Raw genomic sequence first — 17,545 nt, 5'->3', positions numbered from 1 at the left:
AGGATTTGTGGTTTGGGCAAACAAGCGAAGAAAGTTTATTCTAGTCTAAGATTACTTCAACAACGAGATATACTGTCTCCAAAGCCCCACGCTGTCCGCATAATGTTTCACCATCACCCGGCTTACCTGGTTCAGATGTGCTAGGTCATGAATGGTCCAAGTGGCAAGCAATTGCCCCAAGGTAACCGCTCCGAGTTCCGGGTGGTTGCCTTTTTTGGCCAGATCTTCTTGGGATAGGGACCACGATTTTAAGATTTGTACTGAGGATTCACGGAGTTGGGCAAACTCATCTAGAAGCTGTTCCATGGACTTGCCTTTGGAAAGTTCCTTTTGGGCAAATCGGTCAAACGGCTCAAAGGTTTTGTCCGCCCCATCACCCAAAATAATTTTGGCTCTTGGTATCCAATCCGTGTTTTCGCCATGGATTAGATGACCCAAAATGTCATAGGCACTCCAGGTTTGAGGACCTTCGTTTACGGTGATCCAGTCCTCCCCAAGATTATAAAAGAGCGCTTTGAGCACTGCTGGAGTGCGTTCCAAAATTTGGATGGATTTCTCTAAGTTGAAATTTGTGCTATTCATGGGTGACTGCTGTTATGGCTTTGCGAAATGATGCTACGGACCTGGAAACATCGGCTGAGGTGGTGGCCCAAGAACAGATACTGATTCTAATGGTTTTTTTGTTTTCCCAAGCCGAGCCACCTACCCAGCATTCCCGCTGATCCTGAATATGGGCCATGACCTTTTCGGTAATTTCATCCGTATCGCAACGCACCAAAACTTGGTTGAAAACGACCTCATTCAGTACGCGAAAACCCGCTATCTGCTGCAATTCCTCTTTAAATTGAATCGCTCTGTGGTGCATGGTTTCCACTAATTGGTCCACTCCGGCCTTACCCAAATAACGTAGTGCGGCCCAAAGCTCAATGATTCTGGAACGACGCGACATTTCCGGAGTGTAGAACATACCATCCCGTTGTGGACTGGTAATGATATAGCTTCCCGTCATATGTAGGGCGGACTTTAATGCTTCTGGATTTTTGCAGAGTACAATTCCACTGTCATAAGGAGTGTTCAACGTTTTATGGGCATCTACAGCCCAGGAATCGGCATGTTCCATTCCTTTGGTGAGGTGTGATAGATTGGTGGTGGCCTGTGCCCAAAGTCCAAAGGCACCATCAATATGAATCCATGCACCCTTTTCCTGGGCAGACTTACAGATAGTATTAAAGTCATCAAAAGAGCCCGTGTTTACGTTTCCGGCCTGAAGAATTAAAATGGAGGTTTCATCCAATTGGGGAATTTCCGAGGCAATGATTCTACCTTGATCATCAGTAGGCACCCATTCGATATGGTCAACCCCAAACCCAAGCAGGGAGATGGCTTTAAGGATGGTGGAATGGCATTGTCTGCCCGCAACCACCCGAAGACGGGGACTTCCATTCAGTCCTTTTTCGTTTACGTTCCAGCCCAATTTAGACAATTGATGAAAGCGAGCTGCGGCTAGGCCACAAAAGTTGGCCAAGGAGGTGCCGCTTACAAATCCGGCAACCGTGGACTCGGGGAGTTGGAACAATTTGCGAAGCCAATCCTCTACAACCGTCTCCAATTTGCTTCCGATAGGAGAGGTCACGTGCATGGCGGGTGCCTGATCCCAAACTGTGGACAAGGATTTTGAAGCAAGGGTAATGGGCAGGGTGCTCCCAGTTACAAATCCAAAATACCGACTCCCGGAAGTGGCTACCGTGGCAGGACCACCATAGGTGTTTAATAGGTCCAGAATTGTTTCCGGATTACCGGTTTCCCGAGGTAAATCTTCATTAAAACGGGCTAAGTTTTTCAAAGCACTTTCTGAAGGATATACATTCCTATCAAAGATTTGCTTCACATAGGAAAGGGCATGATTATGGGCCAGTTTTAGACCCTTTTGTGATTCCAGTTCTTGGAACATTTTCTGTTGAAGACCTGTCATATTCATATATGGATAATTGTCGATTTAATAAACCAAAAAAATTACAGCTCTTTATGAATCTCCTTTAAAAATGCCGCAATTTGTTCTTCATTTCTTTTGAAATAGGTCCACTTACCAATTCGGGTAGGGGTAATAAGCCCAACATTTTGAAGCTGGGACAGGTAATTGGAAATTGTGGATTGTGAAAGTCCTGACTTCTCATAGATAAACTGCCCGCATACTCCAAAATCAAAATGCCCTAGTTCTTTGTGGGGAGGAAATTCTTTTTCTGGATTTTTCAACCATTTAAGGATGTCCATCCGGGTTTTGTTGGACAGCACCTTGTTCACTTCAATAACATTCATAGGGGCAATATACACCAAATATCGAAATATGTCGATATCAAAATCACAATTATAACAAATCTTTATAAGAATTTAGAAGGTTTAGAGTGGTCGATTCATTCTTCCAATCGCTGCTGAATCGTCCCTTTTTTAATGACGGTGTTGATGTCCAAACTATTGCTAATGGTTTCCAACGGATTTTTATTGAGCAACACCATATTTGCAATTTTTCCAGGTTCTATGGAACCCAAACTGTCTTGTGCATTCATCATTTTGGCGGCATTTAAGGTTCCCATTTTAATAATCTCCAGCGGCTCCATGCCCCCCAGTTCAAGAAGCTGCATTTCTTCGTGAAGACTATGCCCATAAAAATTAAAGTCATTGCCCGCATCTGTTCCCAGAACCATGGTGATACCAAACTCGCTTAAAAATTTGACGTCCTTCACTTGGGGAACCATAAAAGCACTGAGGCTGTTTTCGGTTAAGCCATATTCCTCCATTAACACTGAAACATACATGTTACCGAGTTTAACGCGTATCGGCGTTAACTCATATACCGCATTTTTATAGGCCTGGAGCATGGTTTCAGCTTCAAACCATTCAGGGTTTATGGGATAAAGAAAAGACTTGTCTATCACCAAGGTGGTAACCCAATATGGATTTCTTTTTTTGAACTGCTCCAAAAGCTCCATTTGATTCTTGTCCTGTGGGTCAATATTTACTCCTGTAAAATGAACCAGATTTTGCACCCCACCCTTAATGGCCATCTCCAGCTCTATATTGTCGCTGACATGGGCAAAAATCTCCACCCCGTATTTGGAGGCTTCCTTGGTAACCTTATTGATAAGTTCTTGTGGAATGCGCTCCACAAAGGGTGGGGCGGGACCGTCTTCTATGGTCAATTTAATGCCCTGAATGGGATATTGCACTACTTGTTTCACCAGCTTTTCAATCTGTATGGTGTCCTTTAGGTAGAAAATAGTTTCGCCATCTCTCCAATCCGGGGAAGGATATGTCTTGGACGGATGACGTCCTTCCATAGAGAAATGTTGACTCGTATGGAACACATAGGGAGCTGGAATGCTGTCCTGATTACCCCTATCGCGCATGGCTTTAAAATACTGATTGGTGCAGCCCCCGCCTCCTGGAACAAAGATGGAGGTTACCCCGTAATGCATCAGCCTTGGAAAATCCGTTTCAAAATCTTTGGTGTGCACATGGCAATCGAACAAACCGGGAATAAGGTATTTTCCCGAGCCGGCGATATGGGTTGTGCTTACGCCGGACAATGAACTATCAATGGCACTAATTATCCCATTTTTTACACCGATAGATACGTTTTGAACGCCTCTTCCCGTCCCATCTATGAGATTTACATCAGAAATTACCAAGTCATAAGAATCTGCTGGTTTGGAATTACATGCAAATAGAAATGGGACAACGAGCAACCATAGAAAACGTTTCATATGTACTGGTTTTAAGCGAAGGCCATTAATAGTTTTATTCGATTAAATTCAAATGCTCATCATAGAGCCCAAAGAGCAGGCTATTGCCCTTTCCGTCTACCTTGATTCCACCGTACTTGGCGTTTTCATATTTTTCTGCTTGACCTTCCTGAAAAAAATAGGACTCAGCACCGATGTTGATGCTGTTCCACCTGGCCTTTGTATATCGAATAGGGTATTCAGATTCACTTAGGGGGTCCAGGCCTTCTTGCAGGCGGAACGAATCCACCGTTCCGTTTTGGTGAAGTTGTAGGATACAAAACCCATTTTTGGAAATGCTATCAAAATCCACCTCCCTAGAAATGGCATAGCTCAATCGCATATAATCACCTTGGATTAGGGAACGGGGATCAACAGGTGCCAGTTCTAGCAGTACAAGCTTCCCGCCACTTAGGATTTCTTCTTTTTGAAAGACGGAGCGAGTGAAAAGAGCCACAACCACAACCAAATTCACCAAGATTACTATTTTTTGGAGGGTGTTCATGGGTTGGTTTTTTTTGAGATGAAGAGGTAGAAGAACAAAAAGGCAACTCCAGAACAAAGCAGGATGATGGACTTGGTAAGAAGGGTGAAGTTCAAATCATAATAGTACTGCGACACAAAGTAGACCAAAGCAACGATTCCGATGACCATTCCGGTTTTATAGTTCACCCTAAAACTCAACAACAGGATTAGAATGGCACCGGCAATTGAAGGGGCCAAAATAGTAGGCACTAAAACGGCTACGCTTAAGGCATAAATGAGCACTTTAGTGCGTGTTTGTGTAATTCCCAAAACACCAATAATATCGTACACCAGGTATAGGATGCAAAGGGCTATGGGTAAGGATGATAACCAAATGTAGCCATGGGCTTCCGGGACCAAATCACGTTTTCCCAATGCAATAAGCCCCATTAGAAGGGATATGATTAGACCGATTCGGATGGGACCGTATAATTTGGCCAATTTCTTATTTGTGGCCAGAAACCACCCCTCTCCCAAAAAACAGCACGCGAGGGCCAGGGTATAGACAAAAACATAGGCATGTAGAAGATTATAAGAGTCATTGGAAAAAATGAGCACCATAACACCAACGGCGATGGTTACAACGGAAAGGAAGGACAACATATAGGTTTGGGCAATCAGCAAGCTGATGATGGCGATTCCAATGACGACTAACGTAATAACATCTTCGTCCATGCCCATATCGGCCATACCAAAGATGACCAAGGCAAGTCCAATACCGTAAACGGAAATACTAAAGGTATCAATGATAATACGGTCAAAAAATTTGTTCAGTGCAATCGCTCCTGCCAAAAACAACATTCCCATAACCAGCATAGCGCTTGCGGAATCGTAGATTCCCAAGACAAACAAAAATCCTAAAAAGGCCAAAGCGGCCATAAATCCGCCAAACACAGACAACACCTTAATGGCAATATTGGATTTTTCGTTGTTCCTATTTTCAATGGCCTCTTCAATGGCCTTTTCGTCATAAACGAAGGCTTCACCCTCCGAGTTCTTTACGTTTTCCAAAATGGAATGTAATAGTGTCATGGATTCCATTTTTTGTGCAGCTTGATCAAAGCCCAGATGACCAAGGTTATAGTTGTAATGATATATAGGCTGATAATAAGAAACATTCCAGCATCATCTGAAAGACGAATAAGGTATGCCGAAGAGATAACAATAAGACTAAAGGCTATTATGGAAAGATAGAAGGGACTTTTATGGCTTAAGCCATACCATATTCCAGCAGCATAGACCAGTAGGGTTGTCATAGTCAGCAGGTAATAAGAACTATCCACAGCATCAAAAATGCCATTTACATTTCCTAGAGTAGCACAGGTAATAGCCGCAAGGGCCAATAGATGTGTAAACCAAGTAGGAAGATACAGGGATTCGCGCCACTTGCCCACCAACATGAACACCACTAAAATTATGGTGTTGACCCAAAATAGAAGTGTAAACAAAAATACCCCTGACCATCCATGGGCCACCTGTTCCGAATAGAGCACTATGGTAACGTTGACAAGGGTTACAAAAACCGTCCATAAAGGTGCGAAATGAACAATGACCACCCACAAAGCAATAAAGAAGGTCCAATTTAGAAATAGCTCGTAGGCATTGGCGCCGGTTTGGTACACCTGTCCAAATACGGCCAACAATACCCCAACCAGTATGGAGGCGGCGGTGACCAACATTTTTTTGATTGGGGGCTTGGTCTTTGTTAATAGCGCTCCCAAAACACAAGCTATGGTCAAGAAACCAATTATGCCAAGCTTTACAAATTTGTGGAGGTCATCCCAATTATATGCGAAAAAGAAAATGACGCCGGCCACTGCGAATGAAATACCCAGCCCCAAAAACAACCACTTAAGGAATTGATGCCAATCCTTGGCTTTATGATACACATGGTCTTCCAGAGCTTTTGAAACGCCTTCGTTTGACCAGTTACTGTGCTTGGCAATAATTTGGATGTCTTCGCGCCCTATTTTTTGCATTGGACTTGATTAGGTCTATGGAAATATAGCAAAAAGGAGCCAGTTCTTGGACGGCTATTTTACAGTTGGACGCTAAGTGCTTACCAATTGCAGTTTTTTCTCAGTTTGGGATAGGACGTTTTGCCAGAATAACCAGCGTTGCGAAATAAACCAACATAATGGCAAATGGAATCACGACAAACCGAAGTTCCGGAAAAACGTACCAAAGCACAAGAACAAGAATCGTTCGAGTTATGGCATGGAACAGACCCACCCAATGTTTGATGATCCAAGAAAAAGGTATCCACATGCTCCCAAGCAAAATTCCAACAGTCATGGGAAGCGAGGTATGATCCACTAGAAAGAACGGGATGGCAATGGCATAGACCAAGACCGCTTGGCCCACCGTATAGAAAAAGAGGGTGTCGAACTCGTTTTTTGGCTTGTTCTTGGCCAGAAAATGCTCTCCAGTATAGCGAGAAATGAACATTGCCAAGTACACAATGCTTCCTGTGCTCAGGAAAAGAACCCAAACCGCAGTTCTAACAGGAAGAACAAGACCAGCAAGACCAACCAAGGCCCAAACAATAAGACCGGCCAAAGGGGTGGCCATAAATTTACCTTTGGAAAAGTCGGTGCGTTGCTCCTCTAAAGAGTTTTTTTCAGATATCATATATACCAGTTTACTAGTGGGCTTTGAAACTTAATAGTGACCCATAAGCTTCAAAACCCATTCCCGCATATATCCGTTCTCCCATTTTCGAAGCTACTAAATACACTTTTTTGGTAGCCGCGTTGCTTGCTACGGAGATCAGGTGTTGCGCCATTGTTTTACCCAATCCCAATCCTCTGTGGGCTTTTGGGACACCAATCATATGGATTCCTGCATTGCCGCTGGTATCAAAGTAAACGATTCCGCAACTAGCATAAAGGCCATCTTGCTTGCCCAAATATAAGCGAAACCTATTGTTGTTGAGCAACGGCTCTATGGTGCCACCAAGAATGTTATAACCGAACGCTTTGGAAGCAACTTCGGCGAATTCTTGGGCGTGTTTGGAACTTGCAACGACAGTAATATCATTTTGAACCTCTTGAAAAGGGATTTTGGGCACCTCTAAACACATTGCCTTGACCAAGGATGTTTTTTGAAAGCCAAAACGTTTTAATTCATTGGCCAGTTTCGGACTATCCATAATGGATAGGGAATTTGGCAGAACTCCGTCCTTCATATCTTGGAACAATCGGGAAAAATCTATTTTTTGACTATTTAAGAAGAAAATTTTGCTGGGCCATGAGAAGGAAGGGGCTAGGGTGGCGGTATACCCTTTTTCCTCAAAGGTAAAACCGCCATTGACCCCAATTTCGCTCCAAAAACTGAACAGATGGTGTACGATATCTTTATTCAAAGATTCCATAGATGTTAAACTGCAGAGGCTTTGACAAAGGCGGCAGAATCTTCGTAGAACCTATACTCCTTGATTTTACCATCCGCAATAACGCTGAGCTGGACCCAGTCGCTAACAAACATTTTTCCTGTGGCCTTCACCTCATGGACAAAAGAACCATTGGCAAACACAATGTTATTTTGGGCAACTATTCGCTCTACTTCAAATTTTTTAGTATCGAACAAATCCACAATGTTGGCAATGAACTGTTGTGCCTCCGATTTGGTTTTATAGGTGCCATGCAACTGTTTCTTGGGGCGATTTTCATCCTTTACGCTTACAATAAGACAATCGTCATGAAACGAATCCAAGACTTGATCAATCTTTCCTTGTTGGAAGGCGTTAAAATAGTTTTCTACAACCTGAATGTTTTGATTTGATTTTTTCATGATATACGTGTTTATGAGTGAAGTATTTGTAAAAAGTTCTGCACGGACTTTTCAAGTTTGATTGCCTGTTTGGCATCAGTGATTTGCATGCTATCTTGATCAAAAGAGTGGCTGAAACTTCCCAAGGCAAAGGTTCCGGTTAGATTTCCACCCCAAATGGGCAGTAATTGTTCCAGCACCTTTAGATTGGAGGCACCACCATTTCGCCCAGGGGAGGTACTCAGCAAAAGGACGGGTTTTTCTCCAAAGAATTTTTGATCTATCCTGGACATCCAATCAATTATGTTCTTCAAAAAAGCAGTTGGCAAACCATTGTGTTCCGGAGATGAGATGATAAAACCATCTGCCTGGGAAAATTGTTTAAAAAGTTCTTTGAGTGACTCTGGAAATCCCTTTTGCTCTTCCTGTAAACTGAAAATGGGAAGGTCCACTTCGGACAGTACTATTCTTTCTATTTGTTCCGAAGGAATGGTATTCAGTGCCGTGGACATCAGTTTTTCATTGATAGAATTTTTGCTGTTGCTACCTGTAAATGCAAGTATCTTTTTCATTGTACCATTGTTTTAGGGTACAAAGTTTCCAAAGTTCCAAACGATGAATCTTAAGGTATCTTAAGAAAGAGGGATTATGGGATATTTTTTCTCAGGGAACTTAAAAATTCAGGTGTGATACCTAAATAGGAAGCGACCATATACTGGGGAACCCGCTGTTCGATGTTTCGATACTTGGACCGAAATTCCAGATATCGCTGTTCGGCAGTTTTACTCATGGCATCCATAGTGCGCTCTTGAAAAGCTACGTAGGCCTTTTCAAATTTCAATCGAAAAAATCGCTCCAGAGAGGGAATTTCATGGAATAGTTGATTGAGGTGCTCTATTTGAATTTGAACTACAATACTCGGTTCCAACGCTTGGATAAACTGTTTCGCCGGGGTTTGGCTAAGGTAACTATACAGGTCGTTTATCCACCACCCCTCTATTCCAAACTGAACTATATGTTCTTTGGCCTCCGAATCCATATAATAAGCCCGTAGACATCCTTTGGATATAAACCGCATATGTTTGGAGGTTTCCCCTGCAAACAAGAGCACATCCCTTCGCCTAAGTTCCACAACCGAACAATGTTTTCGGAGACCTATGGCTTCTTCAGAGGTTACCGGAATCGATTCTTTAAGGTGCGCTATAAGCTGATCAACAGCATCCATTGGTTTTTACGAACAGAAGATAGTTTCACTCAAGATAGGTAATTTGACGTTTCCAACTACCACATCAGATGTTGGAGGGAAGAATCTTTCCATTGGGCCTTATATTCAGCATCAACTACATGGATGATTAAGTCTGCTTTGTAGTCGGCATCCACAAAGAACACTTTTTTATCAGCTTTATAGTCGGCATTGGTAAAGAACCATAAACCCCTGTTGTCCCTTGCCTTGTAATCTGCATCCACCTTGTAGACAAGAAGGTCAGCCTTATAATCGCGGTCAGTCACAAAAACTTTAACATCAGCTTTATAATCCGCATCAACGGAAAATATTTTTTGTGCTGAAATTTGGAGAGAACAACATAGAAGAAAACCAATAAGAACAGCAAATTTCATGACCTAAGATTTAGATGGATTGGAACCAAAACCATGCCACTTAGGAAGCAGAGGAACGAAGTAAGCTTAAAAACTGCTTAATAAATTCCGATTTTTCGGAATTCTGCTGAAATAACTGTGGGTTCTGTCTGGAATGTAGCCTGACAAAAAGATCAAACCGAACTCGGAAAATCATTTTCTCTGTTTCCGTATCATTCTTTGAACGCAGTTTTCCCAGTTTTCCCAGCTCCTTCTCCCACCAACTCCATTTGACTTTTTTGGGATTCTCCAAGTCCTTGTTTAACTGCGAGCTAAACTTAATTATCCAATTTCTTTCCGTTTCCAACAAACGTTCCAAGTGGGCAAGCTGTTTTTTTAGCCGCTTGGAATTCCTTAAGGCGGTATACTGTTGCTTTAGGCTGTCTATTTCTAGTACTCCTTCATATGATTTAATCATACGCTCAAGCTGCTCCGCCTCAAAAAAGATTTGGTTGGAATCACGAAATTTTTTTAGCATTTCATAATCGGCAGCGAGATAGTTTGAAACATCGGATAAAGGAGGGGGCTCTTTTCTTTTTAATCTCTGAAGATAGAGCCAATCAAACGCTCTTAGCATTTGTTGAGGTGGAGGCCAATCATGTTCTCCGTCATAGGTAATTAGGGTACTATTAAATTGAATAAGGTTCAAGTAGTTTTTGTTCTCTATCATTTCCGTATAATTCATATCCCGGTCCCCACACATCCCCACGTACGAAAATTTATGGGTCGCAGGCATGTGCTCCTGTGAACCCGAAAAACCGGCACCACAACCAATTACCCCATCAAACATATTTGTTAAGGAAGCTATAGCAGTAGCCAGGCGCGAGCCACCGGAGAAACCTGATGCATACATTTGGTTCTCTTTGATATTGAAACTGGAAAAAACATGATTGAATAAATTGTTGGCAATAGCAAAATTTACTTCGTAGGGCGCATTTCTGGAGTTATTGGAGCACACTAGGATATGCCCGTACTTTTCCGAAGCAGAAATAAAGGGTTTGATGCCGGCAGTTCCTCTTGCAGCTGGATCAAAAATAAAAACAATTGGACTTAAGCTTTCTTGTGAAAATGAACTTGGAAGATAAAGGGCAAAGGATTCATTTGTAGTACCGTTTACAGAAATTGAGTCGTGAATTTTGGAGAGCTCAAATTTTGTTTGGGCATTTAAAAACGTCCCCAAAAGAGCGCAGGCTAAAAACAAGTAAGACCTCCTGCCCATCTTACTTCAAAATACCCTTGTATCTGTTCTGGTCCGCTAAAAGTGCAGTTGCGGATAGAATGGCGTCGTCATTGGTAAGGTAGTATTGGTACAATCCTTCCCGGTAGAAATAACGTTTAATGATCTCATCCTCCAGATTTTTTTGGATTTCCCTTTTAAAGGTGTCCAAAGCTGAGATTTTACCCTTGTTGACCGCCAACAACAAATCTTTGTATTTTTCCTGTACTTCAGGTCCCAGCAAATGTTCCTCACTGTTCATGGATTCCTCCAAAAGGGTTTCAGTCTCTGTTTGGAATGAAAAATTCTGGTTTTTGGCATAATTCTTAAAAGCCGCAAAATTTGAATCAGAAAAATTGAAATCGGTTATCGAACCGAAGTCATTATCATAATAAAAATCGGTTGCAAAGTCGAAGATGATATTGTTCTGATTCAGGGCATCTACCAAACTGTTGGTTTTAATGGAGGCAATCTCAATGTCTGGCATTACGCCACCGCCGTCCTGAACTTTTCTGCCGTTTCTAGTGGTGAACTCCTTAAACTTAGTATTTCGCACGGCATTTCCCTCCTCATCCCTGTTCCAATAATCCAAGGATTGAATGCATCGCCCGGAAGGCGTGTAATATCTTGAAATGGTGACCTTAAGCTGGGTTCCATAGGTTAGCTTCAAAGGACGTTGCACTAATCCTTTTCCAAAACTTCGTGCACCAAGAACCACAGCACGATCCAAATCTTGTAAGCCACCTGAAACAATCTCGCTAGCAGAAGCACTTCTGCCATCGACCAAAACGACCAAGGGGATATCCAAATCCTCTGGCTGATTTTTGGTCTTATATTCCTGGTTGAACTTTTTGACCTTTGATTTTGTGGTAACGATAAGCTCGCCTTTCGGCACAAACAAATTGGTAACATTGATGGCTTCGGACAGCAGACCTCCAGGGTTTCCGCGAAGGTCCAACACCAATTTTTCGGCACCTTTGCCCTTAAGATCTTGCATGGCGGCCTTGGTCTGACTCGATGCCTTTCTATTGAACCTTGACAACACAATGTAACCTGTATTCTCGTCGATCATACTGTAAAAAGGAACCGCATCAACCTCCACACCCTCTCGTTTTAAGGTAGCGGTTTTGGTCTGCCCTTGACGAACAAAGGTAATGTCCACACTTGTGTTGTTGGCCCCTTTAAGCAGTTCGCTGGCATTGTCATCAAAATCTGAAACCTTGATATCTCCAATCTTGATAATTTCGTCTCCAGCTTTCAGTCCGGCCTTGTCCGCAGGATAGTCCTTATAGGGCTCAACAATAAGTAACTTGCTTTCGTAAGACCTTACCAAAGCACCAATCCCAGAGTATTCTCCAGCGTTGTTGATTTTATAGGCCTCAACATCCTGTTCATTTAGAAAACGGGTATAGGGGTCAAGCTCTTCCAGCATATTCTTGATAGCGGAATCCATGAGCTCAGCGGGATTGGTCTCATCCACATAGTTCATGTTCAGCTCCTTAAAAAGGGTGGTAAAGATTTCAATCTGCTTGGCAATCTCAAAAAAATCACTTTTAAAACTACTTGCACCTACCAAAATGAACAAGGCCACAATGGGTATGAGTACTTGTTTACGTATTAGTTTTTTCATTGGATTGCTTTTTTAGAAATGTGGACATGAGCATTACTACAGCTTTATTTACCTCTTCGGCATTGGGCATCTTGTTCCCAAGGTATAAAAATAGAAACGCAAAATTTCCCTCTACATTGTTAAAAAGCAGGTGCTTGTTTAGCCGATAGCTTTCCCTAAGCAGACGTTTTATGCGGTTGCGCTTTACCGCACTTTTAAACTTTTTTTTTGGAGCAACAACCCCCACTTTGAAGGGCGTATCTTGGGGAACATCGGTTTTAAGGTAAATCAACTTCAAAGGAAACGCACTGATACTTTTTCCTTCCGAAAAAAGTGCCTCAAAAGTCACTTTGCCCTTTAGTTTCTCATTTTTCCCAAAGGAAAAGCGTTTTCCAAAGTCCATAATCAATTACTATAGAATACCCGCCAAAAATGGCAGGGTTCCCCATTAATGCTATTAAAGTAAGCTATAGCAACTAAGGCTGATACACGTTGTTCTCCCCATTTACATCTGCCATAAGTTGCGAGGGATCAATCACCATGGCCTGAATTTCAGTTATAGGTTTATCGATCACCAAGTCATAGGTGGTATGAGCCCACGCCCAATCGTCCGCCACTGTCCGCTTTAGACTTGTATAGGGATTGTCTTTTTCACCCCGCATCATCTGCAACGGGATGTAATAGGTTTCTTGGGTACCGTCGGCATAGGCTACCAAAAGATCTATCGGCATTGGCATTTCGCCAATTCTCTCCAAGGTCACTTTGGTCCTATTGCCATCAGATTCAACATTCTTTATTCCGTAATCAATGGTGTTTGTGGTTTGTGTCCAATCTGTAAGGTACCAACCAAGCTCTATTCCGGATACTTTCTCAGCGGTTCTTTTGATATCGTTTGGCACTGGGTGCTTAAACTTAAAGTCTTCATAATACTTACGCACGGTTTCCATTAATTTATCCTGTCCGATGACATAGCCCAGTTGGGACAGAAAAATGGAACCCTTGCTGTAGGCCGATATTCCGTAGGCAAAATTAGTAGCAAATCTATCCGCATGTGTGGCTTGGGGTTTTTCCAAGCCCGAATTTACCAATGCGTAGTACCCTTTGTACGAACCCTCAAAAGGGTTGTCCTTTCCTTCTTCCATAATCTCGTTCATGCAAAGGCTGCTGATAAAAGTTGTAAAACCCTCATCCATCCATTCGTGTTTGGATTCATTGGTGGCCAAGACATGTTGGAACCAGGAATGAGCCATTTCATGAACCATTACCCCTACCAAACTCCCAAAGGAGCGGTTTCCTGTAATCAAGGTGCTCATGGCATATTCCATACCACCATCCCCGCCTTGGACCACGGAATACTGGTCGTAAGGATATTTGCCAATGTTTTTGCTAAAGAATTCCATGGCTGCTGCGGTCTTAGGCTGTAACTTTTTCCAATTTTCAACAAGTGCCGGGTCATTTTTGTAATAAAAATGGAGCGTAGGCCCATTTTCCATTTCTAGGGTATCGTGAATATAATCTGGGTCTGCCCCCCACATGAAGTCATGAACATTGGGTGCTTTAAAATGCCAGGTCAATGTTTTGCCCCTGGTTTTCACTTTGGTTCCTGGAGCTTCGTAGCCATGGCCAACTTCTTGTGGATTTTGCAGATACCCTGATCCACCCACTACATAGTCTTTGTCTATTGTTAGTTTAACATCGAAATCGCCCCAAACCCCATGAAATTCACGAGCTATGTATGGGTTTGCATGCCACCCTTCAAAATCGTACTCTGCCATTTTTGGGTACCATTGACTCATAGATAAGGCAACCCCTTCCGAGCTATTTCGCCCAGAACGTCTTATTTGCAGGGGGACTTGACCTTTGAACTCCATTTGCAATGTTGTTTTCGCGCCCGAGGGAATTGGTTTAGGTAAATCAACGACCAAAATTGTTCCTTCCTCTGAAAAAGTGACAGGGACACCATCTTGCGATAGGGACTGAACATGCAAATAACCCTGATCCGATTCTGCAAGGGATGCGATTCTACTTTTACCATTTTCCATCATTCGCCCATCAGGGTCCTTAATGCTTTGCAACCTTGCATCCATTTGGCTTCCAGGCTGAAAGGCATTAAAGAAAAGGTGGTAGTATACGCGGCTTAGCTCATCTGGAGAGTTGTTGGTGTAAGTCAGTTTTTGGGAGCCCTCATACTGAAAGGTGTTTACATCCATATTAACTTCCATGATGTAGTCCACCTCTTGTTGCCAATACCCATTTTGAGCTGTGGCCGAGAGCACACCCAAAACAGAAAAAAGTAATAGTTTAAATTGTTTCATCTTATCTGGTGTTGCGGTTAAGGGTTGCCTTTCCTTTTGAAATACTCTGCGCCAATAAAAGGGCATTGAAGGCATTCACCATTTTCCCTGATTTCGAGATTTTGTCAAATGTGGAAGCATTGGAAGGGTCTCCCGACACAATTATGGATGACTTTGATTTTAATCCGGATTCGATGATAACCTGTTTAACCTGTACTGCGGACAATTGGGGATAATACGAACGAATGAGTGCTGCAACACCGGCTACGGCAGGTGCCGCCATCGATGTTCCTCCCATAAAGTCATATTTGTTGTTGGGCAATGTAGAGTAAATGGCATCACCGGGGGCAAAAACATCAACATTTTGTTGACCATAATTGGAAAAAGTGGCCACCATTTTTGAGCCGTAGCTACTGGTAAGCGCTCCTACCGTCAAAACGTTGTCGGCAAATTCCAAAGCCCCAAAATTATGATCATTGGGATAGTTCAGATTTTCAGCGTCATCCAAGTTGCTGCCATCGTTTCCTGCTGCATGAACAATCAAAACGTCTTTGGAGGCCGCATACTTGATGGCATCGTATACCCATTGTGCATTTGGAGAAAAAGACTTGCCAAAACTACAATTGATGATTTTTGCACCATTGTCCACAGCATAGCGAATGGCCATCGCAATGTCTTTGTCATATTCATCCCCATTAGGAACAGCGCGAAGGCTCATGAGTTTTACGTTTTTTGCCACCCCATTGACTCCTTTGCCATTGTTTCTTTCGGCAGCGATAATGCCGGCTACATGGGTGCCATGGCTTTCGGTATCCACCCTGTTCTTTGGGTTGCCATTACCGTATTTTGTGTCCGTGAGACTGTAAGGGTCATCGCCTACTGGCTCCCTACCATCAAAATCTTTATTTAGATTATAATTTACTTGGTCCGTGAAATAGGTGATCCCTTCGGAAAGTTCGTCCATCACACTTGGAATATCATCCCCGTAAGAAAACATCTGGGTAAGTACGGCAATATTCTGCTTCATCTCCTCGGACTTTGGCTCCAGGGCCATAAGTTCCTTTTTACTGTAAACACTTTTACCAAGCTCTTTCTTCACAGCGGCATCAGCGTTCTTAACCACCTGAAAAATCTGCTCATACTGTTGTTTGTTTTGAAGTGCTTTTGGATATTCTTCGTCCAGTTTTAGCCTTGCTTTGGCCCTTGCGGAGGCGTCTCCAACGCCGAGGCGAAGCATCCTAACATATTCGAGTTGCTCATTATAGGCCTCACCTAAAAAATTATATCCATGGATGTCGTCTATATAGCCATTGCCATCGTCGTCAATACCATTGTTGGGTCGTTCACCCTTGTTGGTCCAGAGTACGTCATCCAAATCCTCATGGTCAATATCTATTCCTGAATCCACAACAGCTACAATTACCGTCTTGCCGTTTTTGTTTTTGATGATTTCCTTGTAAGCCTTGTCCACACTCATTCCTGGGATGGTATCTGTGATGAGGTCAGCATGGCCCCAGGTCTTTTTCTGGGACTCCGTTAGTTCCGAAACTTTAAGCGGAACAGCATCAATATTTTCAACTGGGGTTGACACCAAGGTTGTGGCACTGCATCCCATGAGGAGTACGGAGGCAGCTGACAAAGTGAAGTAAAATTTAATGTGACTACGATTCATATGAATGATATTTATTGAAATGTAAAACTTTATTACGAATTGAATATTTCATCGAAAGAAAACAATTCGTCCAACCGCACCCCTCTCTCTGTCTGCTTTAAGGTGCACAATTGGTTGTGTGCATCATGTTCAAAAAAAAGGAGATAGTTGTTTTCTGCAACGCTATTTAAAAATTTTGATTTCTCTTCCAAAGTCTTCAATGGCCGAGTATCATATCCCATAACATACGGCAAGGGAATATGGCCTACGGTCGGAATCAAATCCGCCACGAATATTATGGTCTTTCCTTTATATATGATATGGGGCAGCATCTGTTTTTCTGTATGGCCATCTGCAAAAAGAATACCAAACCCCAACTCCGAATCAGCTTGAAAGGTGTCTTTTCGTTTAACGAACTGGAGTTGTCCGCTTTCCTCCATCGGGATAAGGTTCTCTTTGAGAAAGGACGCTTTTTCCCGGGCATTAGGACTGGTTGCCCAAGCCCAGTGGTCTTTATTGGACCAAAACCTGGCATTTTTAAAGGCGGGCTCATACCCTGTTCTGTCCGTATTCCATTGGATACTCCCTCCACAATGGTCAAAATGCAAATGGGTCAAAAACACATCCGTGATATCATCCCTATGAAAGCCCAAAGCACTTAAGGAAGCATCAAGGGAGTGGTTACCCCATCGATAGTAATAACTGAAAAACTTTTCAGATTGTTTGTTCCCAAGACCATTGTCAATAAGAATAAGCCTTTGCCCGTCTTCAATCAGAAGACAGCGTGCGGCCAAATCTATCATGTTGTTGTTGTCCGCTGGGTTGGTTCTGCTCCAAATGGATTTTGGGACAACCCCAAACATGGCGCCCCCATCCAATTTAAAATTTCCGGTCTCAACGGGATAAATAGTCATTCAGAAAAAGGAAATGACGTGCAAAATAAGAAAAGCAGGACGTAATCTGTTAAATGACGCTGGTTTATTAGCCCTATTTTAACATAAATCCACTGGTTGCACCTGCCTTTCCAAAATATTGGTTGATGGGACCAAACCATGACTTTGTTAA

General features: G+C 42.7%; 19 protein-coding genes. All 19 read right to left on the bottom strand.

Annotation, left to right across the window (positions count from 1 at the left end):
- Positions 1–51: 51 nt before the first annotated feature.
- The gene (locus tag BUC10_RS09155) at positions 52–582 is read right to left on the bottom strand and encodes a DinB family protein (RefSeq protein ID WP_073178629.1); all 531 of its coding nucleotides are present in this window, start codon (positions 580–582) and stop codon (positions 52–54) included.
- Positions 575–1,978: a pyridoxal phosphate-dependent decarboxylase family protein gene (locus tag BUC10_RS09150; protein ID WP_222843719.1), complete on the bottom strand. Its 1,404-nt coding sequence runs from the start codon at positions 1,976–1,978 to the stop codon at positions 575–577. The genes BUC10_RS09155 and BUC10_RS09150 overlap by 8 nt, the downstream gene beginning before the upstream one ends.
- 35 nt (positions 1,979–2,013) lie before the next feature.
- Positions 2,014–2,316, bottom strand: coding sequence for an ArsR/SmtB family transcription factor (locus tag BUC10_RS09145; protein WP_073178627.1), 303 nt, complete (start codon positions 2,314–2,316; stop codon positions 2,014–2,016).
- A 95-nt stretch (positions 2,317–2,411) separates the two neighbouring features.
- Entirely contained in the window at positions 2,412–3,761 is a 1,350-nt protein-coding gene (locus BUC10_RS09140; RefSeq protein WP_073178625.1) for an amidohydrolase family protein, read from the bottom strand.
- Positions 3,762–3,795: 34 nt separating this feature from the next.
- Positions 3,796–4,284, bottom strand: coding sequence for a GDYXXLXY domain-containing protein (locus tag BUC10_RS09135; protein WP_073178623.1), 489 nt, complete (start codon positions 4,282–4,284; stop codon positions 3,796–3,798).
- Positions 4,281–5,336 carry a DUF4401 domain-containing protein gene (locus BUC10_RS09130; protein WP_245812805.1) on the bottom strand — a complete coding sequence of 352 codons (1,056 nt, stop codon included), beginning with the start codon at positions 5,334–5,336 and terminating at the stop codon, positions 4,281–4,283. The genes BUC10_RS09135 and BUC10_RS09130 overlap by 4 nt, the downstream gene beginning before the upstream one ends.
- Complete coding sequence (locus BUC10_RS09125) at positions 5,333–6,283, bottom strand: DUF2157 domain-containing protein (RefSeq protein ID WP_073178618.1); 951 nt, start codon at positions 6,281–6,283, stop codon at positions 5,333–5,335. The genes BUC10_RS09130 and BUC10_RS09125 overlap by 4 nt, the downstream gene beginning before the upstream one ends.
- 100 nt (positions 6,284–6,383) lie before the next feature.
- A complete protein-coding gene (locus BUC10_RS09120) occupies positions 6,384–6,935 on the bottom strand; it encodes a DUF7010 family protein (RefSeq protein WP_073178616.1) in 552 nt (183 codons plus the stop codon).
- Between the two features lie 13 nt (positions 6,936–6,948).
- A complete protein-coding gene (locus BUC10_RS09115; protein ID WP_073178614.1) occupies positions 6,949–7,677 on the bottom strand; it encodes a GNAT family N-acetyltransferase in 729 nt (242 codons plus the stop codon).
- Positions 7,678–7,682: 5 nt separating this feature from the next.
- Positions 7,683–8,096 (bottom strand): nuclear transport factor 2 family protein, encoded by a 414-nt coding sequence (locus tag BUC10_RS09110; RefSeq protein ID WP_073178612.1) that lies wholly within the window; start codon positions 8,094–8,096, stop codon positions 7,683–7,685.
- 11 nt (positions 8,097–8,107) lie between these two features.
- Positions 8,108–8,647: an NADPH-dependent FMN reductase gene (locus BUC10_RS09105; RefSeq protein ID WP_073178610.1), complete on the bottom strand. Its 540-nt coding sequence runs from the start codon at positions 8,645–8,647 to the stop codon at positions 8,108–8,110.
- A 74-nt stretch (positions 8,648–8,721) separates the two neighbouring features.
- Positions 8,722–9,300: a Crp/Fnr family transcriptional regulator gene (locus BUC10_RS09100; RefSeq protein WP_073178608.1), complete on the bottom strand. Its 579-nt coding sequence runs from the start codon at positions 9,298–9,300 to the stop codon at positions 8,722–8,724.
- A gap of 56 nt (positions 9,301–9,356) precedes the next feature.
- The gene (locus tag BUC10_RS09095) at positions 9,357–9,692 is read right to left on the bottom strand and encodes a 7(1) septoil knot domain-containing protein (RefSeq protein ID WP_073178606.1); all 336 of its coding nucleotides are present in this window, start codon (positions 9,690–9,692) and stop codon (positions 9,357–9,359) included.
- Positions 9,693–9,732: 40 nt separating this feature from the next.
- The gene (locus BUC10_RS09090; protein ID WP_073178603.1) at positions 9,733–10,929 is read right to left on the bottom strand and encodes a hypothetical protein; all 1,197 of its coding nucleotides are present in this window, start codon (positions 10,927–10,929) and stop codon (positions 9,733–9,735) included.
- A 1-nt stretch (position 10,930) separates the two neighbouring features.
- A complete protein-coding gene (locus BUC10_RS09085) occupies positions 10,931–12,556 on the bottom strand; it encodes a S41 family peptidase (RefSeq protein WP_073178601.1) in 1,626 nt (541 codons plus the stop codon).
- On the bottom strand, positions 12,537–12,938 hold the full coding sequence (gene rnpA / locus BUC10_RS09080) for a ribonuclease P protein component (protein ID WP_073178599.1): 402 nt from the start codon (positions 12,936–12,938) through the stop codon (positions 12,537–12,539). The genes BUC10_RS09085 and rnpA overlap by 20 nt, the downstream gene beginning before the upstream one ends.
- A gap of 73 nt (positions 12,939–13,011) precedes the next feature.
- A complete protein-coding gene (locus BUC10_RS09075) occupies positions 13,012–14,850 on the bottom strand; it encodes a M1 family metallopeptidase (RefSeq protein WP_073178597.1) in 1,839 nt (612 codons plus the stop codon).
- Between the two features lies 1 nt (position 14,851).
- The gene (locus BUC10_RS09070; RefSeq protein ID WP_073178595.1) at positions 14,852–16,501 is read right to left on the bottom strand and encodes a S8 family peptidase; all 1,650 of its coding nucleotides are present in this window, start codon (positions 16,499–16,501) and stop codon (positions 14,852–14,854) included.
- Between the two features lie 32 nt (positions 16,502–16,533).
- Positions 16,534–17,394 (bottom strand): MBL fold metallo-hydrolase, encoded by an 861-nt coding sequence (locus tag BUC10_RS09065; RefSeq protein ID WP_073178593.1) that lies wholly within the window; start codon positions 17,392–17,394, stop codon positions 16,534–16,536.
- Positions 17,395–17,545: the final 151 nt, after the last annotated feature.

The organism is Flagellimonas flava, assembly GCF_900129665.1.
Taxonomy (GTDB): domain Bacteria; phylum Bacteroidota; class Bacteroidia; order Flavobacteriales; family Flavobacteriaceae; genus Flagellimonas; species Flagellimonas flava.
The sequence above is the reverse complement of the archived record's forward strand: the minus strand, read 5'-3'. Positions and strand labels throughout refer to the sequence as shown.

What these genes read in the sequence shown, in the direction of transcription:
- BUC10_RS09090 (WP_073178603.1), bottom strand. Translation starts at nt 10,929, where the DNA reads ATGGGCAGGAGGTCTTACTTGTTTTTAGCCTGCGCTCTTTTGGGGACG.
- BUC10_RS09140 (WP_073178625.1), bottom strand. Translation starts at nt 3,761, where the DNA reads ATGAAACGTTTTCTATGGTTGCTCGTTGTCCCATTTCTATTTGCATGT.
- BUC10_RS09150 (WP_222843719.1), bottom strand. Translation starts at nt 1,978, where the DNA reads ATGAATATGACAGGTCTTCAACAGAAAATGTTCCAAGAACTGGAATCA.
- BUC10_RS09095 (WP_073178606.1), bottom strand. Translation starts at nt 9,692, where the DNA reads ATGAAATTTGCTGTTCTTATTGGTTTTCTTCTATGTTGTTCTCTCCAA.
- BUC10_RS09110 (WP_073178612.1), bottom strand. Translation starts at nt 8,096, where the DNA reads ATGAAAAAATCAAATCAAAACATTCAGGTTGTAGAAAACTATTTTAAC.
- BUC10_RS09075 (WP_073178597.1), bottom strand. Translation starts at nt 14,850, where the DNA reads ATGAAACAATTTAAACTATTACTTTTTTCTGTTTTGGGTGTGCTCTCG.
- BUC10_RS09065 (WP_073178593.1), bottom strand. Translation starts at nt 17,394, where the DNA reads ATGACTATTTATCCCGTTGAGACCGGAAATTTTAAATTGGATGGGGGC.
- BUC10_RS09115 (WP_073178614.1), bottom strand. Translation starts at nt 7,677, where the DNA reads ATGGAATCTTTGAATAAAGATATCGTACACCATCTGTTCAGTTTTTGG.
- BUC10_RS09105 (WP_073178610.1), bottom strand. Translation starts at nt 8,647, where the DNA reads ATGAAAAAGATACTTGCATTTACAGGTAGCAACAGCAAAAATTCTATC.
- BUC10_RS09085 (WP_073178601.1), bottom strand. Translation starts at nt 12,556, where the DNA reads ATGAAAAAACTAATACGTAAACAAGTACTCATACCCATTGTGGCCTTG.
- BUC10_RS09120 (WP_073178616.1), bottom strand. Translation starts at nt 6,935, where the DNA reads ATGATATCTGAAAAAAACTCTTTAGAGGAGCAACGCACCGACTTTTCC.
- BUC10_RS09135 (WP_073178623.1), bottom strand. Translation starts at nt 4,284, where the DNA reads ATGAACACCCTCCAAAAAATAGTAATCTTGGTGAATTTGGTTGTGGTT.
- BUC10_RS09145 (WP_073178627.1), bottom strand. Translation starts at nt 2,316, where the DNA reads ATGAATGTTATTGAAGTGAACAAGGTGCTGTCCAACAAAACCCGGATG.
- rnpA (WP_073178599.1), bottom strand. Translation starts at nt 12,938, where the DNA reads ATGGACTTTGGAAAACGCTTTTCCTTTGGGAAAAATGAGAAACTAAAG.
- BUC10_RS09100 (WP_073178608.1), bottom strand. Translation starts at nt 9,300, where the DNA reads ATGGATGCTGTTGATCAGCTTATAGCGCACCTTAAAGAATCGATTCCG.
- BUC10_RS09070 (WP_073178595.1), bottom strand. Translation starts at nt 16,501, where the DNA reads ATGAATCGTAGTCACATTAAATTTTACTTCACTTTGTCAGCTGCCTCC.
- BUC10_RS09130 (WP_245812805.1), bottom strand. Translation starts at nt 5,336, where the DNA reads ATGACACTATTACATTCCATTTTGGAAAACGTAAAGAACTCGGAGGGT.
- BUC10_RS09125 (WP_073178618.1), bottom strand. Translation starts at nt 6,283, where the DNA reads ATGCAAAAAATAGGGCGCGAAGACATCCAAATTATTGCCAAGCACAGT.
- BUC10_RS09155 (WP_073178629.1), bottom strand. Translation starts at nt 582, where the DNA reads ATGAATAGCACAAATTTCAACTTAGAGAAATCCATCCAAATTTTGGAA.